This is a genomic window from Paenibacillus sp. P5_B5 (genome assembly GCF_056400365.1).
Genome location: NZ_JBFULK010000012.1, coordinates 68,906 through 93,310, shown reverse-complemented (window position 1 = coordinate 93,310; position 24,405 = coordinate 68,906). Strand labels below are relative to the sequence as shown.

Genomic DNA, 24,405 nt, shown 5'->3' with positions numbered 1-24,405 from the left:
AAATAGGCCACTTAGGTAATACCAAAAAAAGCTTCCAAATAGGAAGCTTTTAAGCCTTCTGTCATTCTATTAGAACATTTTGTACCCGCCCTTACGCAGCTTGCTAATGGCAGCTCCACCTAGATACGAGCCTATGAGACCTCCGACTGCGGGAATGATATCAGCCACATAATATTTGGCTAATTGCCCCGGGATATCGCCCCAACCTTGATAGATTACATATATAATGACCACAATCACATACATATAAATCGGAAACCAAGTTGTTTTGATCAACATGTTAAGAATAAAGCCAATTCCGAATGTAAGTATTAGAATTAAAACAGTTGCAATGGCTACTTGGATCAATATGATCATCTCCTACCTATGACTATTAATAATCTTAATAGATTAACTTTTTGAACAACTGTGAACTATTTTATAGTAAGTTACGCCATAGGTAAAGTGTACACAATTTGAACAATTCACTTTATAACTATTAAAGCCGACTAACAGCTGTCAGTCGGCTCATTATTTAATCTTCGTCGTCTTCATCCTGGATCGCTTTTAGTTCAGCATCAATCTGAGCTTTACGAGCAAGATATTCTTCTGTTTCACGGTCACGTTTACGGCTTTTTTCTTTGAGTCGTTCGATTGCCGGAAGAATGAGAATATCGATTTCTTTTTGTACAATTTGTACGAGATCGTATCGATCCTGCTCTTCCAAATAATGACCGACATCAAACAGCGCATTATATCGATCTAACTCTGGACGAGTTAAAAGTCCCCTAACCTGAACGCTACAGTGTCTCATAATTAGAACAACTTACCTTTACGAAGAACAAGACCTAGCCCGCCAATAATAAAGAGGTATCTAATATCGATTACTTTCTTCATAAAAGCAGCGCCATATCCTTTGATTTTGCGAGTACCGATAACGCCGATAGCCTGACCTTTACCTAGTGATGCAACTGTTCCCTTATTGTCAAACTTAAAGTCTTTTAATTGGTTGCCACGGATAGAAGCTGTTAAGTTATGTGCACAGATAACTCCTTGTTGCATAGCAATTTGTGCAGTTGGTGGATAAGGTCGATCAATTGCTGGATTTAACATTAAAGAACAGTCACCGATAACGAATACATTATCGTGCCCTGGAATACGCAAGAACTCATCAACTTTGATTCGACCACGCATCGTTTCGAACCCTGCTTCGTCGAGTAAGTGGTTACCGCGGATTCCACCTGTCCAAATAATCGTACCTGCTTTAATAAACTCATCACCAGCAACCATGACACCTTCTGGTGTACATTCTTTAATTGCGGTACCGATTTTGAACGTAACGCCTTTATCAGCTAGGACCTGCATCGCATATTGAACAAGCTCCGGATCAAATCCTGGTAACGCAGTTGGAGCAGCTTCAATATTGTAAATTTTAACAAGCGAAGGATCTACATCATATTCCTTGCATAGCTCTGGAATTCGATCTGATAATTCACCTACAAATTCAATACCTGTAAAGCCTGCACCACCAACGATGAAGGTTAAATATTCTGTATGCTCAGGTTCACGCTTATATTTAGCAAATTGGTATTCAATATGATCACGAATGTGACGAACTGAGTTAATGCTCCGAATATTGAATGCATTTTCCTTCAATCCTGGGATCCCGAATGTTTCTGACTCCCCACCTAGTCCCACAACTAAATAGTCGTATGATAGTGTTCCTTCTGATAAGATAACTTTCTTCTCTTCTGGATTAATCTGGACAACAGTTGATTTAACAAAATCAATTTTGAATTCATCAATTAACTTGCTAATGTTAACCCGAGAATTTTCTGGGTTACCCGTACCAGCTGCAGGAATATGCAGTGAAGTTGTGATATAGTGGTAGTCATGCTTATTGACGAGCGTTACATCTGCTTCATTGTAGTTCAATGCTTTCTGCAGACGTTGAGCAGTCAAAATTCCGCCATAACCTGCTCCTAGAATAACAATCTTCGGAATTCTGTTCATGATTTTCTCACTTTCATCAGTATGATTTATTAATATTATGTGAAAAATTACACATATAGATACGAAAAATCGTTACTTGTTTTAATATATGCAATTATGTTTTAATTATCGTGGACTCTGTGACATTTTTCACCGCTAAGTCTAATCCAAATTATCATATAATGATCTTATGGAAAGATCAAGAAGTTTTTTCGTAATTTCGATAAAATTTTTATAATTTTCAAAACTAATATTGTTTATCAATTATTTAATATTTCCATTGTGTTTCACTTCGATTTATAATGGTACAGAGTGTAATTATCCATAAGGGGTGTTTGGTTTGACAACAGATCTGAATGAACAATCGGTTGACATAATTATCATTGGCGGAGGACCCGCTGGTATGTTTGCTTCATTTTATTGCGGCATGCGACAAGCTTCTGTGAAAATCATCGAAAATATGCCACAACTTGGAGGACAACTGGCAGCACTATACCCAGAAAAATACATCTATGATGTTGCAGGTTTTCCTAAAATTACAGCTCAAGAGCTTGTTAACAACCTAAAAACACAGATGAAGCTTTTTCCAGAGATTGAAATTTGTTTGGAAGAGAAAGTAATTGAAGTAAATAAGAAAGAAGAACGCTTATTTGAAGTCATCACAAATCGTGATACTTATTACTGCAAAGCAGTTATCATAACTGGTGGTGTAGGGGCATTCGAACCAAGACGACTTGAATTACCTGAAGCAGCTAAATACGAAAAGAAAAACCTGCATTACTTTGTTGATGATCTAAGTGCATTCGCAGGCCAGAAGGTCCTTATTTCTGGTGGTGGTGATTCAGCAGTAGATTGGTCCCTAATGCTTGAACCAATAGCAGAACAAGTTACATTAATCCATCGTCGTGATAATTTCCGTGCACATGAACATAGTGTAGAGAACTTAATGAATTCCAAGGTTAATGTTGTAACACCAACCGAAATAAGCGCGCTACATGGTGATGAGCTTATTAAACAAGCTACGTTAAAGAATGTGAAGACTGGTGAAGAAACTACGATTGATGTTGATGCAGTCATTGTGAACTTTGGGTTCATTTCCTCACTAGGACCTATATCAGAGTGGGGATTGCGTATTGAGACAGGCTCAATCGTCGTAGACTCCAAAATGGAGACCAGTATTCCGGGTATTTTTGCAGCAGGTGATATCACTACATATCCTGGTAAATCTAAGCTAATTGCGGTTGGATTCGGCGAAGCACCAACAGCAGTTAATAATGCCAAAGTTTACTTGGACCCTAAAGCAAGATTATCTCCTGGACATAGCTCCAATATGAAGTTTTAGATCATAAAAAACAACTATTATCATTCGTGTTTAAATATTATAGCTAACTATTCAAAATTAGGGCATTCTACCTTTATAACCGACTGTTTCAATCGTTCGGTGTTAAGGAGGAATGCCCTATGTCTTATTATTGTCAGGTTTGTAATGGCATGATTACTTTAACCATGCTATGTCCCATATGCAATAATGCTGCAGAAGATCGTGGTAGATTCAATGATTACATTGGACCTTATTCACCTTACCGAGAAATCGACGAATTATCCCTTACGAATGGCTTCACAGATCTCGCTCAACATACATGTATTCATATTATGAAATGTGAAAATTGTAATCATCAATTTCAAATGTCAGTACAGGAATCTCAGTTTTAGGTTCATCAATTATTATCATCTACGCTTACTAACATTAATCGATTTTCGAAACCTCCACGCTCATCTTTCTTTGAAAGCCTTATCTTTTCAAAATCTTCTATGCTAACTCCCTTACTAGTTAATATGGCATATACGACTTCAACTAAATCAGCTAACTCTGCAATCTGCTCATTTCCTTTAGCTTCTATATACTCATCTAGTTCCTCTTGCAACTTCACATTAAGCATTGTTAAATATTCTTCTGTATTCAGTTCTTTTAGCTCACAGGAATTACCTCTTTGTTTAATTATTTGTGGAATTTTATCACGTACCAGCTTGTTATATATAATCACACCAACACTTCCCTCTTTATGAAGCATAAAAAAATACCTCCTGAGTTTGTGTTATAGCAATCTACACAAGCTTGGAAGGTACGATATTCGCAACCCACAAATCGTAATTCTAGGATTGTTATCATATTAAAAATGAATTGTTATTCAATTCCGATCTAGTCGTCACATTTCTCTTTCTTACCTGCTTCTTCTCTCGTACGGAACGAAGAACCGCAACCACATGTTGCAATTGCATTCGGGTTGTCTATCGTAAAACCGCCGCCCATACCAGAATCCTTATAGTCGATTTGGACACCATCCAAATATCCACTAATATCAAGGGTTTCAAGAGATTCGTCTAACATATTTAAAGGATTATGAATTGTAATGATGATTATGAATTGCTTGTTCTATGACTTGTGAATCACGCTGTCATAATTATATCTATTGATTTATTTAAAAGCAAACAATTAAATTAAGAATTAATTATGTTTTTAAGCTCTGAAGGAGCTTTCTAAGCCATGATAAGTATCTAACGATAAAAATAACATCAAAATCTTTAAAAGCTAATTTCAGCATACTAGAAGGTCTTACAAAACAAGATTTCATTACATATTTATCTAAGTCATACAATAGCAACTAACTTTTACATTCCCGCTTCTCAATCAGTAGATAAAATTGTGATTTCATGTACTGTTGTCAAATAAATGAGTTGTGTATAAAGTAATAATAAGAAATCTTATACATCTGATAATATTTACTGAAAAATACTTAAAGGAAGTGATATTTTGAAGAGCAAACCAAATGATAAAAATATAAATAAGGATATGACTAATAAAACTCCAGACCCAAAAACTTCAGGAAATAAAGACTTTGAACTTGCGAAAGAGATAGCTTTTAAGCAGTATGATAAAACTCTTGAAAAGCTGAGTAAAAGCTAATATCCATCCCAATTGTTAATATACTATAGTTCAATCAAATATAAATTTTTCTTTTATAATCATCTTCAATTCTTCAATACTTAAAACATCATCTTATTTTCTGTGTACCAAACGATGACAATTAGAACATAAAGGTACTAAATCTTTTTCTGGCTAAATTTCTATGGCAGATGTCATTGTACTTAATAGATTAATATGATGCACTTCAATAAATTCTTTTGTTCTCTTGCCATATACTTTTTTAAAATTAATTCCACATCCTCTACAATTCAGTCCATGAATGAAAATAATGATTCCTATAAATTTGAATATATCACTAAAAGACCACATCCTTATTTAAGGATTGTGGTCTCTAATTCTTACTACTTTTTTATAATCAACCACAGCTTCAGTTGTTAAGAACATAGCTGCAACGGATGCTGCGTTTTGAAGTGCGGAACGAGTAACTTTAGCTGGGTCAACGATACCCGCTTCGATGCTTTGAAGCATTTTGTATCACAATTATTAATAGTAAATTTAGAGCAATGACCACTTCATGCAATCATGCTTACAATTACAGTATAAAGTGGTGGTTGCTAGATGTAAACATCAACTCGAACAACTACAATAAAATCTGCTATTCATACCATACTAGTACTTATTAAAAATAGATTTTCTAATAGTCATAAGTTAAGAAAACTGCTTAATTAATAGTCTCTTTCTTCTGTAAGTTTTATTGAAGTAATTAATAAATAGGCACTCAAATATACTTCTTGAAACTGTTTCGAATCATTTAATATTACTGCATCGAGAAGCTGTTGATTCTTATCAGAACCTTTTAGTTTAGTTTTAATACCATCCCAATATTTCTTGGAAGTATCATAAAAAATAAACAACATTCCGTTTAAGGTGCTATCGATCTTTTCAAGTTCATCCTTTTTTTGCATATATGTATCAATTTTATCGGTTACCTTTAAATTTTCAATCAATTCTATTACATTTGAATAGTTAGTATTATCTACTCGTTTCACATCTTTTGAAGTTGCATGTGTGTGAATTTTTTCAATTAATTCGAATATTAAACCTGCAGTTATTATGTACTTATTAAATTCTTGAACTATTTTATGTTGGTGTCGTATCCTCGATTGATTCTTTTCTAATCTAAAGGCTAACATAACCCCTATCAATGTCATACCACCACTTAATAAACCTCCTACTACGCTTCCAAGAAAGCCTACCATTGCTGTATTATCAACATAGTCCATCAATTTGATGATAAGTATCACAAAGAGAAATGCTACTATACCTATTATTTTAAGATTTGAGTTAAACAAGGACATCCCAACATTTAATTCTTTTGTTCTAAGTATGAAACTTTCTCGCTTCACATCTTTTTTGTCAATAAACATATTATTCCCTCCAAACTTGATAGAAAAAATTAATAAACATAAAATTTATACTCAGATTTTTTATACTGAGTCCCATGTATCATCAAATGCTCATTGTATAAATATTCATTAATTGGATGATCCAACAAAAAAAATAACTGAATAATTTCAAACGCTCTAATACACATTAAACTTTTATAAATCTGATCAACTACTTTCTGCTTATCTTCCTCACTTGGAATTGAATACCTAAGAATCATATCCGCAGAGCTATGACCACTCAGACTCTGAATCACACTTATGTCTTCCCCTGCTCTCACAAACCCTGTAATGAAGCTGTGGCGTGTCTAGTGAGCATTGTGTCCTATTTACTACTCACAACCAATTCCATCACCATCTCTATCTAGTGCTTTACGGTATCCAGGATCTCCTTTTTTAATTGGTGCAGCACCAGCTTCTCTTACCGCAGTACAATTCTTATAATAAACTTCCTCATCGTTTTTAGGCTTTTCTACAATAGGTGTTGGTGTAGGTTTAATCGTTTGAGTAGGCTCATTTGAAGCCTCTGACTCAGTCTTACTATCTACTACTTCGTTTGTCTTCCAATTATCTTGTTTAGTAGTAACATCTTTACCATTAGAGGTGAAAATAATGTTCCCTTGTTCATCGTTTCTATATATCTTTACACCCTTATCATTTAACCTACTAAGCACCATTTCAGTTGGATGACCATAACTATTCTTTCCTACTTGAATCACTGCGTATGATGGCTTTACGGCATCTAAGAATGCCTTAGTAGTTGATGTTTCAGAACCGTGATGACCTACTAAAAGTACATTAGATTTCAAATTCACTCCTGACTTTAGCAAATCAGCTTCACTTTCTGCTTCAGCATCTCCAGTAAATAAGAATGAAGTTTCACCGTATGTAAGACGTACTACTGCACTCATATCATTAGCATCATCATAGCTTCCGATTGGTGCTATCATTTCTACTTTAGCATCCTTCTCCCAATCCAAAGTTATACCTGACTTTGCAGTAGCAACTTTCAATCCTTTATTCTGAATTGCCTTTAATACGTCCTCAAACGTTTTAGTATTCGATTGTACTTTCGGCATATATATTTTACCAATGTCAAAATTACTGATAACTGCATCTAGTCCACCAGAGTGATCTGCGTCTGGATGTGTGCTAATGAGTATATCAATTTTCTTTACTTTTTCTTTCTTCAAATACTCAACTACTCTTGTTGACATGTTGTTATTTCCAGCATCTATAAGTATTGTTTTCCCTGTTGAACCAATTATTAATTGTGATGCACCTTGCCCAACATCAATAAAATGCACCTTAAGTTCTCCATTAATTACTGGGACGGCTTGTGGAGTAGGAGTACTTTCCTGTTCTTTAGGAGTTTGTGTAGCTGCAACTGTTGTTATAGCAACTTTATCATCACTATTTATCTTCGGTGTATCAGTCTCTTTAGGATGTGTAATAGATGGCGTTGAAGCTGTCTTATTACTATCTGTTTTACTCTCCCCAGTTACACCTACTCCAATGAAAAACACAAATGCTAATAGGAACAGAAATAGGCTTTGTTTTCGTGTCTTTATTCCAAGGAATCTTATATAACCTCTCTTATATCCGACTATTCCTAAAATAATTGTTATTAAGAATAAAATTGCTAATACTGAAGATAGTGTCTCCATTTTCATCCTCCGAATATTCTAGATAATAGTTGCTACAAAGGGTTATTTCAAATCGTCATTTCAGCAAGATATTTTGTTAGGTTTTTATTAAAAACCGTTCTTTTTATTGTTTCTCTAATCCTGAGCGAAAATCATTGCATGTATTTAAGCAATTTTCTTATTGGCTATAAGCTCATTATATTCTTTTTTAATTTCCGACATCAATTCGTAATAACAATTTGCCATATGATTTTCCCAAGCAAGAATGTCATCATATGTTTCTTTAATTTTTCCAGTTTCATCGATTCTCATAGCTAAATCAATAATAGTATTATTAAATTTATCGAGGTTTCCAAATAGTACGATTCTAAATTCGCTTTTATACAAGGAGTAATTAAAACCTTCTGTATTATTTTCAAAATTCGGATAGACGATTTCAGAACCTCCATCTATACGTAGCAATTGATTAATAACCTCAATTCTCGATTTCAGCATTTCCCTATTTTCTTTTACCTTTGAATCTTTTTCACTCCATATTCTGTTTAATACTAGGACTCCTATAGTGGTTAAAGAACCTACAACTACACCAATAATGCCAATCCATGCACTATTCAGTTTCTTTCACCCTTCCTAATTCTGTTTGAAATTATTGTTTTATTCTATCAGTATTTTCTAGTTGATCGGTTCCCCTTTCCTAAGTTACAATCCATACATAATGTTTGAAGATTTTCTAAAACTGTAAGTCCCCCAAGTGAATAAGGAACAACATGATCGACATGCAATTTCACCCCATCCATTGGATTCTTTCCACACAGTTTACATCTACCATTATCTCTTTCTAGAACTTTAAATCTTAAGCTTAAAGGTATATTTCTACTACCATTCTGCACTTTTACTCTATCAGGGAGTGATTGATCATTAATTTCTTGATCATATGAACGATAAAAGTCATTCATTATCTTATACGAAGGCATAATTTCAAGTTCATACCCCTTATTACCCATAAAATGACCTTTAATCAGAGATATGACTAAGAAATCTTTGAGGAATAATTCTGATGTTGTATTAAGAAATTGTTTCTTTTTTGTATCAAATATACCTAAGATAATGTCATTATTATCTGTAACATCATAACCTAACTTTCTCAACATACTAACAAACACAATTTGTTTCATTCTTCTATATTGTTTTGCTAATATTCCGCTACCCTCATGTCTATCTGAAAACTTGATCTTTTGTGTTAGAAAAATTGAACCATTAACTTCTTTTTCGGTAGTTAGATTAATCGAGAAAAGCATTCCATCAATATCATTGAATTTACTGTAACAAAATAAACGGTAGTGATTTCTTATATTTTCGTATAGTTGTATAGATAATTGAATATCTCCTTCAAGTAATGAAAAAGTATAATCATGAAAATCTTTCAATAACTGCCAATCTTCTTGATTGTATTGTATTATATGTGTTACTCCTTTTTTTCCCCTTAGACTAAACTTACCTATACTCAATTCATTATTGTGCAATTCTGTAGACATTAATAATTCAGCAAATATTTGAGCGTCTTCTTGTGAGTTGTACATTTTACATGCTCCTAGTTTTTATATAATGGTATTATTATTTCATAATCTCTAGGAAACCTAGTCTAATGTGGTTGTTATCCATCCATAACATCTCTATGAAAATCATAATCATCTAATGTTAATGGATCAATTCCTTCCCTTCCTTGAATCTTCTTACTGACCGTTGGTACAACACTAATCACTTCGAAAATTTTCTTCTCTTTGTATAATGTTGGCTGCACATCACCTCTCACAAATAAAGGATGCCGAGGATAACCTTCTTTTGTAAGTCCTAAACAATATAAATCAATACCTTCTTTGCATATCAAGCTTTCAACAAAAGCATTTCTAGACTTAAACTTACCGTTTTCACCCCATGCTGCTATAACTAAATCAGCATCTTTACAAGTCCTCAAGATGTAAGTATTATTTTTTTCACCAATTGGGTCAATTTCTTTGTTCTTTATTTCTTTTGGATCTGTAGCTCGGAATGCAAATAAGTTAACTACTTGAATAGAACCATACCCTGAGTCTTTGGCAAAAGATATGCATCTTTTAATGGTTGGATCATCAATATTAGCATCTGCTGTACTTGGATTGAGCATTACAAACACCATCTTAGGTAAAGTTACATCCCATTCACGTAGCAACCAATAGCGATATTTTTGTGTATTATCAATACTCGCATTTTTTCTCACTATTTTCACCATCTATTCTGATAAATTTATAACTGTAAAATCTTACTGCAATTGACCTTATATCAAAAATTCCACTCAGTATCTGAAACATCACGAAGTTCACTTTCTTTATAAACCTCAACTATTTCAACTTCGCATTTCAACAAAAGTGCTAATAATCCAAGTCCTCTTGCTTGAGATTCCCTTAGTTTATCGTTGGTATTACCTCTTTTAACCTCAACAAACTTAACTGTGGAATAATCAGGAGTATAGATAAGTAAATCTGGAAGCTCAAATTTTATATTAGGAAATGATGCATACAAAGTTCTACTACTAATAAAGAAATCCTCACCGAATATTCTCTTTAACACCTCATCTCCCTCTGGAAATGTTCCAATTCTGTTCCCACCAAAAACACCAAATCTATGAAGATAATTAAATCCCAATGATTCATAATATCTTCCCGCAATATGCTCACCAAAACCACTAATTCCTTTAAGACTTCTTAAATAACTATCGGAGCAATTATCTCTAATACCATTGATCCAATCTATTTCTTCTTGTTCCTTAAAGGTCAAGGCTTTTGTTGGTATGATTATTGAAAGTCCCATTTTATCATTCTCCATAAAAATCAGATTGTATTCTGATAGTACGCTACTAAATTCCCTTCCTCTTCATCATACATAAACTCCAGGTTAATATTCAGTTGTTTCTTAGCATATATTCCAATCTCCTCGGCAAGATCACTCGTACTATCCTTAAATTCAAATTTAAGCGACTCAGCATCACCTTCAAACTCAAGTATGTCCTTAATACACTTTGCAGCGTCAGTACCATTTAAAATACTACTCATTCGATAAGTACCTTCTCTAAGCTTTATGTAGCCTATGACAAGCAGCTCCTTCCAAATACAATTCAGGTTTTATTTTGATAGCGGGTTGTCCTTTTCCATACCATTTTTTCCATCCTCTGTTTTCACAGTAATCTTGTCTGCCTTATACTTAGTTTGAGTTTGATCGTTCACGAATGATAAAACTGCTGATATAACGGATTGACCTTGATCTTGAGTGGTAGTATTCGGAACAATGATTGTGATGACAGTTTGTTTGTCGGTTCGCGTCACTTGATATTCTTTAAACAATTTATACCAAGTAGTCTCCATTCCTTTAATACCAAAATTATCGTCAATATATTTTTTGAGATTAGATTCAAATTCTGCTTCATACATAGAGTAGTCAACTTTTACAGACACATTCTCGTTCGCTTCATTAGTAGTTGTTGAACAAGCTGTTAAAATCAAAATTAGAAACAGGCAACATTTCACTAAAATGAGTTTCATTCCACAAACAACTCCTTTTGCAACAACTCTTTTATTATGATCATGGGTTATTTCCTGGTGCAGTTATTACAGTATAAACACCATTTTTATCTGACTTTAACATTACAATGAATGTTCCAGGTTTATTTTCTCTAAATATCTCCTTATCAAACTTCTTAGCTAGTGAAGCACTTTCATACACAATTACATCTTTACCCTCTTCAACTTGATATTCCTTTACCTCAATAGCATCTGAAGGTATAAATTCCTTTGCTATTTCTAATGCTTCTTCTCTTGTTCTATTTTTTACAGTAGTTGCTTCAAATTGAATCGAAATGTTCCATGCTAAATCGTTCATAGGTATTATCAATAGATAATCATCTTTGTATCTATGAAAAACTGCAACATCCGCATTAGGTTCTCCATACACTGCATCAAAACTTGTTATTGGCTCACCTAATGCTGCTACAGGTTTTTCAATATTCTGTGTTGGTGAAGCACTTGCAGGTGCAGGAGTAGAAACTGGGATAGGTTTTGATGCTGGAACAGGGGTTGGTGTTACTGTCGGCTGAATTACTTTTACAACTTCGCTAGTTGGTTGTGATATTTTTGGGGGAGTTGTAGATTTGTTTATTGATTCAGTAGTACTCCCACAAGCAGTAATTATTACTGAAGCCACTAGTAACAATAAAATACTAAATCTCTTCATCTTTAAACCACCCTTCATTAATTTAACATCACTATACAACTAGTATTTCATCTCAATATAAATTTCCAAGTCACTATAATTGTTGTAAGACATAACTCTTACTATTTATAATTTTTTTATAAGTTCTTCAGCTTCATGATCATTTTCGATATAAGCCCAACGATAGTCTTTACGTTGCCAAATAATTTCTCCTTTATTTAGTACACGAAATGCTTCTAGAATCTTTTTATGTATTGCAAGATTCCCATTTTCGTTTTCATATACATACTTTTCACCAAATTCATCTTCTATTTCCTCAACCGCCTGAGATTGATACAGTACCTCATCTTCAACAATACGATTATATAGCCACTCCGCAATTTTTTGATACATCTGATCTCCTCTTTCCTATAATGATAAAATCAGTTTTTTATCATATTTCTTTCAATAATAGTATTAAGATCTGTTTTAATATTATTGATAAACCCTTCTAGAAAAGCGTTGTAATTGGTTTTATCAATTAAGTGTTTAATTACGTTAATCTTGGAGAGCAAATCTTTATTGAGATCATGAAACTCCAGTATTTTTAGATATATTTCAATCTTATTTCTGTTAATTTCGTTGGTCAAATCACTTTCTATAACTCTACTTAATCTAGAAATACTTTCTATAGCCAAATCTTCTCCTAGCTTACTCAAATCATTAAACACTTGATACTCAGTCTTACCATATTGATAAGGAGATCCTTCATTAAACTCAATTTGAAGAACTTCTTCCCAATAATCAATAATTTCATAAATGCTTTTACTGTTAATATGATCTAAATGAATATCAAATTGTTTATCTTTGTCTTTCAATTCAGGAAAACAAGTATAGAACAATCCTGGTTGTATTGTTTTTCTCATCACTAAACTGTAATCTACGCAATCATTTCCTGTCGCTGCATAATATATAAAGTTTTTAGATTTATTTAGTTTGGTAAATTCAAATGTATTTCCTAGTCTGATAATCGCATATAAAGCAGCAAGATAAAATCCATCAAGAAAAATCTTTTTTTCATAGGCAATTATTGGATTATCCTCTTCCGAAAATTCTTCTACCTGATCAGAATACGGTAAATCATATGCAATTCTTTCGCATTCCTCAATTATTTGTTGACTTGCGCCCATATCACTCGGATACATTTGATAAGTAAAATCACCCTGGTTATATTTAATTTCTCGCTTACCTTCTTCAGAATAATTAGAATAATGTTTATCTACATATTTTCTAAATGCATCTTCTGTGTTTAAGTAAATATAAAAACTATTATGTTCATCCGTATAAAGATTAAAAGCATAGACATCTTTGTTATTCTCTGTTTGTGTAAATTCATTTATCACATGTTTGCAGCCTTCAAACAATGCATCTTCCAAATCTTGAAGCGTTATCAATCGAAGATCCACTGGAACACACTCTGCAAAAACAATTCGTCCATCATCGTTTTTTATGTAGTACCCAGAATCTCCTATAATTTTATTACCATTTAACAGTTGGCAAATACCTGTGTAATATAAATTCATTTGAAGCAACTCCTTATATAATCCGTGTTTTATGAGTTTTTGTTTAAATGCTCAAGATATTCATCAATGTCATCGATCCCTGTTTCTACATCATACCACGGTATCCAATCTTGATTTTCTTCATCCCACATTTCCACAACCGTAACATTAGAATATTTAGGTTTTATTTTTTGTTCTAATTGAAACAAATCATAAGCAGCTAAAACATCCGATAATAGTTTTGCCTCTTTTAAATTTTCAACTTTAGTTACAAACGCCATACAATTTACTTGCGGATAATGACACACTCTTAATTCTATTTTTTTAATTCTCCTCACTTTTCATATAATCAGAATTATATTTTTAAAATAACACGATTCGTATTGGTTTATCTTACCATTAGTGATGGTATATATAAATATAAAATCATGGATTACATCAAGATTAAGCGATAAATGAGGTTGAAAATGAGGGAAGAGAATAAGCGTAATAAATATGGAATCTTAGTAATTGAATCTTACACAAAAGTAGAAGTTGGAGGAGTTCCATTTGATTCTGAGGAAATGACAAACGAAATAGTGTCATGCTTCGAGCAATTTTTCAGAAGGTACGGATACGGCTTAGATTATTCAGAACTAAAATCGAATAACCAAAATATAAAGCAAAAGAGAGTACCAATTAATGGACTCTCTCTTTGTTGTTCATACTAGATCAAATTGTAGTATATCATCTGTTATAACATCAAGCTAATTTATAAGTGCAATAGAGTTTTGTACCAACAATACAAAGAATTGTAATTATTACTTATTATTGTTGAGCCTAAACCCAACACCAAAACCTATAGATCCATCAGCTATGTTTCTTATGCTAATCTTCTTTGCATTATATATATTACTAAACTATATACGCTGAGGCTCTCTAACCTCATATTTAATCTCAATCATGTGTCCCAATACTATGTTTAAACTATACATAATCATTTCATCAAAGCGGCTCCGTAACCAATCTTTCTGAAATGCACTGTGGCAATAGATGAGCATTGTTGAATCATCCAGTAAACTTCCTTTAGTATTTAAGAACCATGTATCAAAAGAATCATCACTGGTCTTGGATCTTATATCTTCTTTTACTCTCTCCCATAGTTCGTCATTAATAATTTCCTGTGGGTCAGTTAATGGAGTAACATCATTCTTATTACCAGTAACGCTAGCATTTTTCTTATATATCAAGAAATCAACATATTCTTTTAGAGCGACATAATCCGAGTCATCTAAGAATCCCTTTAAAGAAGAAACATACTGATTAAATGCTAAAAATTTATCCTCCAACATGTTAACCCCCAAATCCATCATAGTAGAACGATAATATACCACACAACATAGCTAATATCATTCATTAATATTTGAAAGACATGGGAACTATATTCATTTTTAGGATATTTATTAGAACACTACAACTAGGAAATCCATTACAATAATCAGAGCATAAATATATTGATATTCTCATTAGGAATCCTATTGTTGAACAATAACAGTACACAGTTCATTAATAATATTTTATAGAAAACTATGTACTGTTCTTCTTCCTGTATTTTGTTTGTGACGTTTATGATGGTAAGTAAGGATTAAGCATCATTATGAAGATGCTTTAGTCCTCATCACCAGCATCCTTAAAGTAATCCACATAGATTCGTATGAACATTACCTGCAGAGGTATCAGCATTAAATTAACTAATTCGCACTTCTTAAATCCTTATAGGACTCCCTTGCGATTTCTTCCATTACAGAATTGTAAAATTTCTTATCCTCAAAAAGCTTTGAGAATGAGGACATTGATTCGATATAGCAATCCTGTGCAATCTTTTTGAATATATCAGGGAAAATGCTTCTCTCGAATACCTCTGCATCATTATTTTTTGCATAGGTTTTAACCTTCTTGTTGTCTTTTACAATCTTATTATAAAATTGTTTCAACGATAACTTTGTCGCCCTCAGTAAACACACCATTAAAACGTTCATTTACCCTTTTTATGATATTTTCTATAAGCTCATCATCGCTTATGACAACAGAACTGTAGCAGCTCTATTCTCAAATGTATTAAATAACCTGACATTAAATCCATATTCGAGCGATCACGTATCAAGTTGGTATTTAAAGACGAACGACTTTACAGAAAATCCTGGATTAATTAAACGCAATCTCAAAACAAAAAATAATCCCTACCGACCAATAAAGGTTAGTAGGAAATTACTTTATCTTAAAAACTTGATCTATCTCCTTATATAAGACCATTGTCGTATAACACAAGACCTCTGTTCCAACATTAGTAGAAACAGAGGTCTTACGAATATAATATCTGAAAATATCGTTAATAAATTCTAGCGCAAATAATTCATTTTCAAAACCTAAACTAATTTACGATTCACTTATTATCTCTGAGTAACTCTGTCTGAAGCATTAAAATGGTTTCGGTAATAAGTTGTTGATTCAGACGTCGATTCAGTTGACCAACCAATCTGTATTAATTCGCCACCAGTTAAATTCATCCCACTAGATACACCATTCACAACAGCAGTTTCAGCATATCCACTCACTGCCAAAACAAGATTTTTATCATCTTCAAGGATAGCTTGTGCATAGTTTTTAACAATTGTAAACTGTCCCCCAGAATAAGCGGTAAGATAGGCTGTATCTCCATAAACAGCCGAGAACCTATAATAGACAGAATTACCAAATGTAAATTTAGTTACTTGAGTTAGAACACCAGCCTTTGCGCTTACATTTCCACCAAGGCCGACTAAAATATAGTACTCTCGATATTCTGTTTCAGTAGGATTTGATTGAATGCTAATACTTCTACGTATTTCGTTTCTAATTTCACTATTAGATCTACCTGTTATTTCAGCTCTACGTTGTATAAACTCTTCTTCTGTTAGCACCTTAAAATTGGATGTCTCCATAGGAATCAAATTAATACTTTCTAGTCGAGGTGATTCATTACTATTAGGAAAGATCGATCTTGCTTGGGCTTTTGTATCACCGATACCAGTTTGTGCAAAAGCTGCTCCACTACCAATTGCCATTAAACATACTGTTAGTAAACTCATAATAGACAGTTTTATTGATTTTTTCATTCTCAAAACCTCCCAAGATTTTGTAAGGGCTTTAACCCTTCTATTTCATACTACTACAAGATTTTACATATAACACCGAAAAAAGCATTGCGGTGACCGCAAAGATTATTGCGGTGTAGCGCAAGGTGTTGCGGTGTTTTTGGATTTTTATGTCATACTAACATATTAAATGGTTTTTTTTAAACCCCACCTTTTAAATTTTTGAATACCGATAATGGTATTTATTACATAATTTCTATTATTTTCAACATTTTCCTTCAAGTTCTTAAGGGAAATTATGTATAATCATTGAATTACCTATATTATTTTGTCATAAATAATAAATAACCACTCTGCCGAAGGGAGTGGAAGTAATATTGTCATTAAATCATTTTCATTTAAACCTATAAATAAACACTTCCTCGAGCTGAAGATGTGCCTAGCCGTCCTCACGCGCTGTAAATCATTGGAAAAGTAGGAAATACCCCCCATTAATTCAAATCCTGTGCTAAACAAATAAAAAAGAGCTATAGTACCTTATATACTTTAGCTCTATACCCTAATTATTCATGTTTATAATTTAAATCCATTCATTGATTCATAAATCTCATCCTGACGAATACCAATATATCTCAAAGTTATTGAAGGAGTTGAATGGTTAAATATCTCTTGTAACGTTGCAACATCCTTGTTCCTCTTATAATGATGATAGCCAAATGTTTTTCTCATGGTATGGTATATCCTTACGATCAATCATTTCTCCAGCTTTCACAAGTGATCTATAGGCTTGAGTAGTAGTAATGTGACCGTCCACGGCTACTTCTATTATTATTTCTTTAGAATGAAAGTTTTTCTTTATGATGCAATTTTGAAAACAAACGTATAAGTCCTTCATAATTACCCTTGATAAAAGCCTTATTCTTTATCCAAACCTTATTATAAAAATAGCCATTATTATAATGATTCAATCCATTTGAAATATAAACTACTCCATTTTCTGTATGATCAATTACAAATAAAAGTGAACTCATCTCATGATTTAAGCCAGTATTAAATATTGTAGAGTCAAGCCATGGGATCGATTGAGTAAAAATGGTTATCGCCTCCGAATTATCTGGCTCAATATCAATATAAATCAAGTCGATGTCAACATAAGGCCTTACAACTTCTCTACCAACCTTTTCATTGTATTTTGTTGCAACAGCCTGGAGTTGTTCAAGAGTTTCTTGCCTTTTCTCTCTTGAAAAATGTTTCCATAATTGATTTTCAGCGACTCGTGCAGAAAATAAAGTATTCCCCAACTTATTTTCAACAGTATCATCTTCAGAATCCAAAAAATCCTCCTTTACCTGTACAAAATATTGACTAATAAAGGAAAGAGCAGCATTTAATACACTTATCACTTTATGATAATCACTTTTTTTGGATATTCCAAAATGAGTTAGCTTATTTCTAATGTAACCCAACTCAATTAGATCAACATAATATGAGTCCTTGATTGAGTATATTCTCTCTATTCTGTTAATACATTCTACATATTCAATAGTCTTAATTTCTACATTGTTCGTAATTAATGAATAATGTAGCGGAACCCTTTCTTTTTCACTTTTTAGTAAGGTTTCTAATATATCAGAGGATAAATCCTTATAGATCAGTAACTCATTTATTTGGGATAAGGCGTTTTTAGATAATATTTCAACCGCATTATGGATACAAATAACAGATAATTTCAAGTAGCTATCTTTGCTAAATTCTTCACTATGTAGGTGCGTATAAAGATCTTCAATAACCACATAGTTCAGATACCTATTATAAAAAGAAAGACCCATTACCAAAGAATCTATACCATTTTCTTTTAACTGAAATTCCATGTTAGCCTCCCTAATTAGTTCCTTTATATTCGTACTTAGACTTTTTTGTTCCCAGCCTGTCAAATTACTGCCACCACACCACTCAATTTATCTAAATTCTACTTTATAAGGATGTCGCCTACCTCAGTTTCAAACTAAAATTAGGATGACGTGTACGACAAGCTTTGATCTACATCATTATCTTCCAAAAATTTTACCCTAATTGTAATACGTTTCTCCATAATATATCTAAACACAAAGTACAGTTTGATCACAAAATATACATCAGTTTATAGAGAAAACCACTCCTAACAATGGAGTGATTTCTTTGGATAGAACTTCTCTTTTATCGATCCAATGCACATTATAAGATTCAAAGAACGAATAAATTTTTTATTTCCCAGATCAAATTTTATTAACCTTTAGAAATTCAATATCGTTTACTAATTTTCCCCAATAATCCCTATTTCCCGTTGCACAAATTGTATCATTTGTGACTTTTTCAAAATCGTTTAGATGAACATATTGATTTAAAATGTAAAAAGGAAAGTTTGCTCTTTTCATTTGTTTTTCATATTCGGGGAATTTATCATGATTATTTTGAAGATTTAAAATAACAAAGCCATAATAAAATTCTTTAGGACAATTGAGAATTATCTTTTCTTCTTGATCTTTGGGATTATAAGTGATTTCTCTCCCAATTTTTAGTAATTGAATTGTATTAATCGCTTGCTTCACCCAATCAAAACTTGTATAACCTACGTCATTTTTTAAATCTAATATCCCTATTATTTCTTTTGTATCTTTGTGATAGATTAATACATCGGGTTCTCTTGATTCATTTTTTTTAATAACTGGATTTCCATCTTTTTTTATCTTTTTGGTTTTCACCCAATAAGCTTCTGGTAAGTAGACCGAAATATTATATGAAACTAGAATTACATAATCTTCACCTAAGATTTCACCAACTAACTTACCAATTAAATCCTCAAACTCAGCTGAACAATTTTTACTTGTTCCTCTCCAAACATTAAAATCTAGTTCTTTTTGTTGATGCCTTTCTTTATAAATTCTTGCCATCTCAAATATTAAATCTTCCATCTTTTTTATTGACATTTTTTATTTACTCCTATATTTTTCGCTTCAACACATATCCCGTCCAATTCAGACCATATTGTCAAAATGTCTATATACGAGATTTACTTGTCCATTTTGTTTTGCTGTTCTATAATGGTTAACCCAATTATCCATCGCATGTACGATACAATCTTTTTTATATGGAATATGGACAATAGGCTTATCCTTTAATATTGGTGGACATAGAGTGTTGTCCATTCCATTTTCCTTGTTAAGATTGACAGCAATAATGGGAATATCTAATTCAATCGCAAACTCCATTTCCCATCTAACGAACTTATATAAATTCTTAGTCTTATTTCCGATCAACACAATCATCAATTTCGTATTTTGTAATCTGGCTCGAAGATTTCGTTTGATGTTCTCTTCCGAAAATACTCTTATCGGATTTAACTCATGTGCGTTATTGAAATCAAATTCAATATTTTCATTTTCTTTCCACGCTTTCAATCTCTGATACGCTAACATATCCTCGTCTGCATCAAAACAGACATATACCTTATTCCTATATACCATCCTAACCCACTCCCATAGATTATTTTGAGTTTCCTTGTGGTACTGAACGTGCTAGAACGATCGCTATGAATACAAATATGAGGATAATTTCTGATGCTTTTATTAGCTCCCCCAGTTCTGATGCAGGAGAAACACCGTTGTATCCACCATTAAACGAATTTGAGACACTGAAAAGCATTGATTTAAGGTATGTTGGATACTCGCTCCCCCAACTGAAATGTTCTTTGTACGGAATGGCGTATAGATAACCGTAAGTTAAGATCATGTAAAAGATGGATGTCGTTAGAGTTATAAATCTTCTTCTTACCCTATGTACCATTAGGAATTGGTTTAATATCGCAGATTCCTCCCATACGTGATAATAGAAGTAGGTAAAGGAGTTCATGAACAATAAATATAAAACAAATATCGTAGTAAGCAAGTTGTCGATTTCCAACCACCAAAGAAAAATGACAAAAAGGAACTTGAAAATTATAAACACATCAACAGCATAATTTCGATTTCTTCTAACCAACCTTTCTACAACAGTATGTTGCTTCTTGCTATTCAATCTTCTTGTCCCCCAGACCGCAAGGAACTTAAATACATTAACAATATTCACCATCTCAACAAGCCGAATAATGACGTCTGTCATAGGATAGATAAAACCATTGTCACTCCGCTTTTCTTTGTTCCTTCCTTGATACATCGTTTCCCCCTAGTAATCTAGCAAAATACCAATAACTTAACATTACCATATTTCCATGATTAAACAATACTGTCTATTAGCATTGCAAAAACTATACTTATTGACACACAATAATTTACATCTAAATCAATGTGTCAAAATATTATATTTCATTATTGAAATATGTCATAAATACATGTATACTTATTGACATATAAATCGAAGGGAAGACGGCAAAATGAATGTAGCATATGTTAGAGTATCTACTAAGGAACAAAACGAGGAACGACAAGTCAAAGCATTGGAATCTCATCAGATTAAGAAATGGTTCACCGAGAAGGTGAGTGGCAAAGACCGTAACAGACCGCAGCTACAAGCCCTTCTAAGCTTTGTAAGAGAAGGAGATACAATATACATTGAATCAATCTCAAGGCTTGCAAGAAGTACATATGACTTCCTTAGTATTGTTAAAGAGTGTGAAGTCAAAGGAGTTCAGCTTGTCAGTTTAAAGGAAAGCATAGACACCTCAACACCACAGGGCAAATTTATGCTTACCATCTTTGGAGCATTATATGAACTGGAAAGAGAGAACATCAAACAACGACAAGCAGAAGGCATAGAAGTAGCTTTAAATAATGGTGTTAAATTTGGCAGACCTAAACAACCAATTACTCCTGCATTCATAAAAGCTTATAAAGATTGGAAAGCAGGAGAGATTACAGCAACAGAAGCCATTAAAAGATTGGAAATGAAACCAAATACATTTTATAGACGTGTGAAAGAGTATGAAGAGCAATCATAAACGCCCTTACTGAATCAATTACATTACTAGTCGAATAAATAAACCAACATTCGAGCGTAGCACATCCGAAACGGTGTGCCTTTTGTTATTATGATTTGAGATGAGAATATAACTAAATAGCGATTAAATAGCTATCGTTGATTTCGATAAAACACATAATAAATCTGATTATTCATAATATTGTATAAAACTAACTTGCTTACCAATTTAATTAATAATTACCTTATATAAGCCTATATATAATTTAAATTAAAATATTCAATCGTTATCTATAACATCATTGGCGAAGCGGTATAATCACTTCCTCAAATATTAGATATTTCTACCAGCAAGCCATCTATAATAAACTTATTATAGATGTAAAAATGTACCCTTTTAGATTTAAACTTAATACTTGCTTTTACTCCGCGCTTTAACGCGCAGACTGCAAGCAAGCAAAAAAGCTGTTTAAATCTAAAAAGTCGCATTTTTACACCTATTAGAATATACAATTTTTTTATTTATTTTATAACCTACTATATGAATTAATAGATGAAAGATATATAACATCTCCTACTAATCATGTTGTCAGGATAGAGTTGCAACTAATAAACAACTTAACTTTTGATTTCATGCTGTGCTGCCAAATTACTATTGTTTAATTCTATGTTTTACTTCTGCAACTAAACAATGTTAACACTAAGTGCAGTGTGAAAAAGAGGAAAAGATAAGACCTTGGGGGAACGTCAACCATCTCTACAAAAAAAACTTACTTACTTCGTAAGTAGGTTTTATTTCGTAGACCAATCGCCCGTTCCCCCAAACCCCCTTCTGCGATACCGTATCTTCGCTTGATTTATTGGATTTGTTTATATAGTGTTGTTGCAGAAACAGGCGTGATTCTATATATAATAGAATATCGCTAAAATTTGCAACAATTCTATTTTATTAATTTACAAACAGTCCAATAGCTTTTATACAAATTAGGATTAGGTAAACCATCTGGCAACTTCCTATTTGTGTCGCGCTTTGAATCTTGAATGAAATAGTTTAACTCTAATTCTTCCATACTTCCATTTAGTACATTTCGACTCTTCATTAGTTTACCGTCATGCTTAATATTCATCTTAGTATAAAGCTCTGTTTGTTCTTGCTTATATAATCGTTTTCCAACAATTGATTCAAGATACTCTTCTAAGCTATGAACCTTACATATCTTGTCAATTAATTTGTATTTCCTTTGATCTAAAAGCATTAATACGTGCCGTATAAAAGCTTTATTCCCATTTTTCTTGTTCGATCTACTTCTCTTTTTGTCATCTTTTAAAATGTCCTTAATTGTATAATAATCTATGCTAGTCTTAGTTAACCTTGCATAGTTAATATGTTTATCAACATTATGCTTCTTTTCAGTTGGCAAATCATAAACGCAATAATCAAAATTGCTGTATCTTGTATTAATAGTTACACCATTCTTTATGAACTCATGTACAGCTTCCAACGTATCATTTGCTGTCTTCATCATGCCATTTAACGCTTGATTGCCTACATTCTTAATCACAACATTGATCTTGTCATCTGGATCGGTTTCACTGAACCTCTTACGACCAATACATTGAACAATCGTATCAAAGTCTCTTATGCCATCTATAATAATCCACTTTATATCTTTGCCATACAGATCAACACCATTATCCATTGTTGTAGTTGTGAATGTAAATTTACGATGTAATGTTTTAGTTTCAATTATCTCTTTAATCTCTTCACGTTCAAGATGTTTACCATACTTGGAATTATCATTTTTCTTGGAAGACTTCTTAACTAAATTTCCATTTTCATCTTCTTTTAGTGGATCGCTAAAAATGAATACAGAGTCTTCATACTGTTTGCTCAGATTGTAAATTTTCTCTACATTGTTGCAGAAATACAGAACCTTATGATTATCATCTACATTCTTATCAATAAAAATTTGTAATGAATCATCGTTTTCAAAAAATAACATTTTATTGATACGTGAATAATCTTTTTTAAGTTTGTAAGATACAATATTATGTTTCTTACCATAAAGATTTTTTAGAAGTCTAAAGAAATCAGTACCTGTTGCACTCATAAAAATAGTAATGCTACTCATGTTATTGCATATTGCTTCCATTGATAAGTGATTGTTGTAGTTAAACTCACTATCAGTCAAAAAATAATGACATTCATCACATACAACATACTTAAACATTTCAAAATTGAAGCTTCCTGATTTGATTATAGAAGCTTCGATCTGCTGATAATTGACAACAGTTATCGTATCAGTCTTATGTTCAGTACTATTTGCTACCTGTGCTTTTAGTTTGTCACGATTAGTAATGAACAGGATACGATCACTTGTTAATCTTGCTTCTTTATACAATTCATCTATTACGAACGTTGACTTACCTGTTCCTGTACCTGCATTGATATTAATAAAATCACCAATCGTCCAATGTTTATATGATGTTCCTATTTCATCTGAAACCCATTTCTTAGTTTGTAATTCTGTAACTTTATCCATTCTTTATTTCCCCTTTTAATCAGTCTAT

At 32.6% G+C, this 24,405-nt stretch carries 29 protein-coding genes and 2 pseudogenes; 4 read left to right on the top strand and 27 right to left on the bottom strand.

Annotated features, from left to right (window positions below):
* Positions 1-69: 69 nt before the first annotated feature.
* From AC1DOK_RS16435 to AC1DOK_RS16425, 3 genes are all read right to left on the bottom strand, one after another.
* A complete protein-coding gene (locus AC1DOK_RS16435) occupies positions 70-357 on the bottom strand; it encodes a YuiB family protein (RefSeq protein WP_477555384.1) in 288 nt (95 codons plus the stop codon).
* A 157-nt stretch (positions 358-514) separates the two neighbouring features.
* On the bottom strand, positions 515-793 hold the full coding sequence (locus tag AC1DOK_RS16430) for a hypothetical protein (protein WP_477555383.1): 279 nt from the start codon (positions 791-793) through the stop codon (positions 515-517).
* A gap of 2 nt (positions 794-795) precedes the next feature.
* The gene (locus AC1DOK_RS16425; protein WP_477555382.1) at positions 796-1,992 is read right to left on the bottom strand and encodes an NAD(P)/FAD-dependent oxidoreductase; all 1,197 of its coding nucleotides are present in this window, start codon (positions 1,990-1,992) and stop codon (positions 796-798) included.
* 319 nt (positions 1,993-2,311) lie between these two features.
* Between AC1DOK_RS16425 and AC1DOK_RS16420 the strand changes: the two genes are divergently transcribed.
* Both AC1DOK_RS16420 and AC1DOK_RS16415 read left to right on the top strand, forming a co-directional pair.
* Positions 2,312-3,313, top strand: coding sequence for an NAD(P)/FAD-dependent oxidoreductase (locus AC1DOK_RS16420; RefSeq protein ID WP_477555381.1), 1,002 nt, complete (start codon positions 2,312-2,314; stop codon positions 3,311-3,313).
* Positions 3,314-3,432: 119 nt separating this feature from the next.
* Entirely contained in the window at positions 3,433-3,684 is a 252-nt protein-coding gene (locus AC1DOK_RS16415) for a hypothetical protein (RefSeq protein ID WP_477555380.1), read from the top strand.
* A gap of 5 nt (positions 3,685-3,689) precedes the next feature.
* On the opposite strand, the gene AC1DOK_RS16410 is transcribed toward AC1DOK_RS16415, so the two are convergent.
* Both AC1DOK_RS16410 and AC1DOK_RS16405 read right to left on the bottom strand, forming a co-directional pair.
* On the bottom strand, positions 3,690-4,043 hold the full coding sequence (locus tag AC1DOK_RS16410; protein WP_477555379.1) for a pyrophosphohydrolase domain-containing protein: 354 nt from the start codon (positions 4,041-4,043) through the stop codon (positions 3,690-3,692).
* A 128-nt stretch (positions 4,044-4,171) separates the two neighbouring features.
* Positions 4,172-4,321 (bottom strand): annotated as a pseudogene (locus AC1DOK_RS16405) (HesB/IscA family protein); the annotation flags it as partial.
* A 462-nt stretch (positions 4,322-4,783) separates the two neighbouring features.
* On the opposite strand from AC1DOK_RS16405, the gene AC1DOK_RS16400 reads away from it, so the two are divergent.
* Positions 4,784-4,936: a hypothetical protein gene (locus AC1DOK_RS16400; RefSeq protein WP_477555378.1), complete on the top strand. Its 153-nt coding sequence runs from the start codon at positions 4,784-4,786 to the stop codon at positions 4,934-4,936.
* Between the two features lie 336 nt (positions 4,937-5,272).
* On the opposite strand, the gene AC1DOK_RS16395 is transcribed toward AC1DOK_RS16400, so the two are convergent.
* From AC1DOK_RS16395 to AC1DOK_RS16295, 21 genes and pseudogenes are all read right to left on the bottom strand, one after another.
* A complete protein-coding gene (locus tag AC1DOK_RS16395; RefSeq protein ID WP_477555453.1) occupies positions 5,273-5,425 on the bottom strand; it encodes a hypothetical protein in 153 nt (50 codons plus the stop codon).
* A gap of 197 nt (positions 5,426-5,622) precedes the next feature.
* Entirely contained in the window at positions 5,623-6,324 is a 702-nt protein-coding gene (locus AC1DOK_RS16390; RefSeq protein WP_477555377.1) for a hypothetical protein, read from the bottom strand.
* Positions 6,325-6,674: 350 nt separating this feature from the next.
* Positions 6,675-8,009, bottom strand: coding sequence for an MBL fold metallo-hydrolase (locus AC1DOK_RS16385; protein WP_477555376.1), 1,335 nt, complete (start codon positions 8,007-8,009; stop codon positions 6,675-6,677).
* 144 nt (positions 8,010-8,153) lie between these two features.
* Complete coding sequence (locus tag AC1DOK_RS16380) at positions 8,154-8,483, bottom strand: hypothetical protein (RefSeq protein ID WP_477555375.1); 330 nt, start codon at positions 8,481-8,483, stop codon at positions 8,154-8,156.
* Positions 8,484-8,650: 167 nt separating this feature from the next.
* The gene (locus tag AC1DOK_RS16375) at positions 8,651-9,568 is read right to left on the bottom strand and encodes an HNH endonuclease (RefSeq protein WP_477555374.1); all 918 of its coding nucleotides are present in this window, start codon (positions 9,566-9,568) and stop codon (positions 8,651-8,653) included.
* 74 nt (positions 9,569-9,642) lie between these two features.
* The gene (locus AC1DOK_RS16370; protein WP_477555373.1) at positions 9,643-10,245 is read right to left on the bottom strand and encodes a DUF1643 domain-containing protein; all 603 of its coding nucleotides are present in this window, start codon (positions 10,243-10,245) and stop codon (positions 9,643-9,645) included.
* A 62-nt stretch (positions 10,246-10,307) separates the two neighbouring features.
* On the bottom strand, positions 10,308-10,850 hold the full coding sequence (locus AC1DOK_RS16365) for a hypothetical protein (RefSeq protein ID WP_477555372.1): 543 nt from the start codon (positions 10,848-10,850) through the stop codon (positions 10,308-10,310).
* A 5-nt stretch (positions 10,851-10,855) separates the two neighbouring features.
* Positions 10,856-11,077: a hypothetical protein gene (locus tag AC1DOK_RS16360; RefSeq protein WP_477555371.1), complete on the bottom strand. Its 222-nt coding sequence runs from the start codon at positions 11,075-11,077 to the stop codon at positions 10,856-10,858.
* Positions 11,078-11,146: 69 nt separating this feature from the next.
* Positions 11,147-11,563, bottom strand: coding sequence for a hypothetical protein (locus AC1DOK_RS16355; protein ID WP_477555370.1), 417 nt, complete (start codon positions 11,561-11,563; stop codon positions 11,147-11,149).
* Between the two features lie 40 nt (positions 11,564-11,603).
* The gene (locus AC1DOK_RS16350) at positions 11,604-12,251 is read right to left on the bottom strand and encodes a hypothetical protein (RefSeq protein WP_477555369.1); all 648 of its coding nucleotides are present in this window, start codon (positions 12,249-12,251) and stop codon (positions 11,604-11,606) included.
* Between the two features lie 105 nt (positions 12,252-12,356).
* Positions 12,357-12,623 carry a DUF6953 family protein gene (locus AC1DOK_RS16345; RefSeq protein ID WP_477555368.1) on the bottom strand — a complete coding sequence of 89 codons (267 nt, stop codon included), beginning with the start codon at positions 12,621-12,623 and terminating at the stop codon, positions 12,357-12,359.
* A 29-nt stretch (positions 12,624-12,652) separates the two neighbouring features.
* On the bottom strand, positions 12,653-13,792 hold the full coding sequence (locus AC1DOK_RS16340; RefSeq protein ID WP_477555367.1) for a DUF4303 domain-containing protein: 1,140 nt from the start codon (positions 13,790-13,792) through the stop codon (positions 12,653-12,655).
* Positions 13,793-13,821: 29 nt separating this feature from the next.
* Positions 13,822-14,079: a hypothetical protein gene (locus AC1DOK_RS16335; RefSeq protein WP_477555448.1), complete on the bottom strand. Its 258-nt coding sequence runs from the start codon at positions 14,077-14,079 to the stop codon at positions 13,822-13,824.
* A gap of 591 nt (positions 14,080-14,670) precedes the next feature.
* On the bottom strand, positions 14,671-15,099 hold the full coding sequence (locus AC1DOK_RS16330; protein ID WP_477555366.1) for a DnaA N-terminal domain-containing protein: 429 nt from the start codon (positions 15,097-15,099) through the stop codon (positions 14,671-14,673).
* Positions 15,100-15,501: 402 nt separating this feature from the next.
* On the bottom strand, positions 15,502-15,789 hold the full coding sequence (locus tag AC1DOK_RS16325; RefSeq protein WP_477555365.1) for a hypothetical protein: 288 nt from the start codon (positions 15,787-15,789) through the stop codon (positions 15,502-15,504).
* Between the two features lie 411 nt (positions 15,790-16,200).
* On the bottom strand, positions 16,201-16,905 hold the full coding sequence (locus AC1DOK_RS16320; protein WP_477555364.1) for a hypothetical protein: 705 nt from the start codon (positions 16,903-16,905) through the stop codon (positions 16,201-16,203).
* A gap of 552 nt (positions 16,906-17,457) precedes the next feature.
* A pseudogene (locus AC1DOK_RS16315) lies at positions 17,458-17,619 on the bottom strand (site-specific integrase); the annotation flags it as partial.
* A gap of 101 nt (positions 17,620-17,720) precedes the next feature.
* Positions 17,721-18,755, bottom strand: coding sequence for a hypothetical protein (locus AC1DOK_RS16310; protein ID WP_477555363.1), 1,035 nt, complete (start codon positions 18,753-18,755; stop codon positions 17,721-17,723).
* 384 nt (positions 18,756-19,139) lie between these two features.
* The gene (locus AC1DOK_RS16305) at positions 19,140-19,850 is read right to left on the bottom strand and encodes a hypothetical protein (protein ID WP_477555362.1); all 711 of its coding nucleotides are present in this window, start codon (positions 19,848-19,850) and stop codon (positions 19,140-19,142) included.
* 48 nt (positions 19,851-19,898) lie between these two features.
* Positions 19,899-20,387, bottom strand: coding sequence for a TIR domain-containing protein (locus AC1DOK_RS16300; RefSeq protein WP_477555361.1), 489 nt, complete (start codon positions 20,385-20,387; stop codon positions 19,899-19,901).
* A 19-nt stretch (positions 20,388-20,406) separates the two neighbouring features.
* Entirely contained in the window at positions 20,407-21,075 is a 669-nt protein-coding gene (locus AC1DOK_RS16295; RefSeq protein ID WP_477555360.1) for a hypothetical protein, read from the bottom strand.
* Between the two features lie 217 nt (positions 21,076-21,292).
* On the opposite strand from AC1DOK_RS16295, the gene AC1DOK_RS16290 reads away from it, so the two are divergent.
* A complete protein-coding gene (locus AC1DOK_RS16290) occupies positions 21,293-21,856 on the top strand; it encodes a recombinase family protein (protein ID WP_477555359.1) in 564 nt (187 codons plus the stop codon).
* A gap of 919 nt (positions 21,857-22,775) precedes the next feature.
* Here the strand turns inward: AC1DOK_RS16290 and AC1DOK_RS16285 are convergent.
* On the bottom strand, positions 22,776-24,377 hold the full coding sequence (locus AC1DOK_RS16285) for a hypothetical protein (RefSeq protein ID WP_477555358.1): 1,602 nt from the start codon (positions 24,375-24,377) through the stop codon (positions 22,776-22,778).
* Positions 24,378-24,405: the final 28 nt, after the last annotated feature.

Excerpts from the sequence above, each read along its gene's own strand:
- AC1DOK_RS16435 (WP_477555384.1), bottom strand. The coding sequence starts at position 357 with ATGATCATATTGATCCAAGTAGCCATTGCAACTGTTTTAATTCTAATA.
- AC1DOK_RS16430 (WP_477555383.1), bottom strand. The coding sequence starts at position 793 with ATGAGACACTGTAGCGTTCAGGTTAGGGGACTTTTAACTCGTCCAGAG.
- AC1DOK_RS16425 (WP_477555382.1), bottom strand. The coding sequence starts at position 1,992 with ATGAACAGAATTCCGAAGATTGTTATTCTAGGAGCAGGTTATGGCGGA.
- AC1DOK_RS16415 (WP_477555380.1), top strand. The coding sequence starts at position 3,433 with ATGTCTTATTATTGTCAGGTTTGTAATGGCATGATTACTTTAACCATG.
- AC1DOK_RS16410 (WP_477555379.1), bottom strand. The coding sequence starts at position 4,043 with ATGCTTCATAAAGAGGGAAGTGTTGGTGTGATTATATATAACAAGCTG.
- AC1DOK_RS16395 (WP_477555453.1), bottom strand. The coding sequence starts at position 5,425 with ATGCTTCAAAGCATCGAAGCGGGTATCGTTGACCCAGCTAAAGTTACT.
- AC1DOK_RS16390 (WP_477555377.1), bottom strand. The coding sequence starts at position 6,324 with ATGTTTATTGACAAAAAAGATGTGAAGCGAGAAAGTTTCATACTTAGA.
- AC1DOK_RS16385 (WP_477555376.1), bottom strand. The coding sequence starts at position 8,009 with ATGGAGACACTATCTTCAGTATTAGCAATTTTATTCTTAATAACAATT.
- AC1DOK_RS16380 (WP_477555375.1), bottom strand. The coding sequence starts at position 8,483 with ATGCTGAAATCGAGAATTGAGGTTATTAATCAATTGCTACGTATAGAT.
- AC1DOK_RS16375 (WP_477555374.1), bottom strand. The coding sequence starts at position 9,568 with ATGTACAACTCACAAGAAGACGCTCAAATATTTGCTGAATTATTAATG.
- AC1DOK_RS16365 (WP_477555372.1), bottom strand. The coding sequence starts at position 10,850 with ATGGAGAATGATAAAATGGGACTTTCAATAATCATACCAACAAAAGCC.
- AC1DOK_RS16360 (WP_477555371.1), bottom strand. The coding sequence starts at position 11,077 with ATGAGTAGTATTTTAAATGGTACTGACGCTGCAAAGTGTATTAAGGAC.
- AC1DOK_RS16355 (WP_477555370.1), bottom strand. The coding sequence starts at position 11,563 with ATGAAACTCATTTTAGTGAAATGTTGCCTGTTTCTAATTTTGATTTTA.
- AC1DOK_RS16350 (WP_477555369.1), bottom strand. The coding sequence starts at position 12,251 with ATGAAGAGATTTAGTATTTTATTGTTACTAGTGGCTTCAGTAATAATT.
- AC1DOK_RS16345 (WP_477555368.1), bottom strand. The coding sequence starts at position 12,623 with ATGTATCAAAAAATTGCGGAGTGGCTATATAATCGTATTGTTGAAGAT.
- AC1DOK_RS16340 (WP_477555367.1), bottom strand. The coding sequence starts at position 13,792 with ATGAATTTATATTACACAGGTATTTGCCAACTGTTAAATGGTAATAAA.
- AC1DOK_RS16325 (WP_477555365.1), bottom strand. The coding sequence starts at position 15,789 with ATGAACGTTTTAATGGTGTGTTTACTGAGGGCGACAAAGTTATCGTTG.
- AC1DOK_RS16320 (WP_477555364.1), bottom strand. The coding sequence starts at position 16,905 with ATGAAAAAATCAATAAAACTGTCTATTATGAGTTTACTAACAGTATGT.
- AC1DOK_RS16310 (WP_477555363.1), bottom strand. The coding sequence starts at position 18,755 with ATGGAATTTCAGTTAAAAGAAAATGGTATAGATTCTTTGGTAATGGGT.
- AC1DOK_RS16305 (WP_477555362.1), bottom strand. The coding sequence starts at position 19,850 with ATGTCAATAAAAAAGATGGAAGATTTAATATTTGAGATGGCAAGAATT.
- AC1DOK_RS16300 (WP_477555361.1), bottom strand. The coding sequence starts at position 20,387 with ATGGTATATAGGAATAAGGTATATGTCTGTTTTGATGCAGACGAGGAT.
- AC1DOK_RS16295 (WP_477555360.1), bottom strand. The coding sequence starts at position 21,075 with ATGTATCAAGGAAGGAACAAAGAAAAGCGGAGTGACAATGGTTTTATC.
- AC1DOK_RS16290 (WP_477555359.1), top strand. The coding sequence starts at position 21,293 with ATGAATGTAGCATATGTTAGAGTATCTACTAAGGAACAAAACGAGGAA.
- AC1DOK_RS16285 (WP_477555358.1), bottom strand. The coding sequence starts at position 24,377 with ATGGATAAAGTTACAGAATTACAAACTAAGAAATGGGTTTCAGATGAA.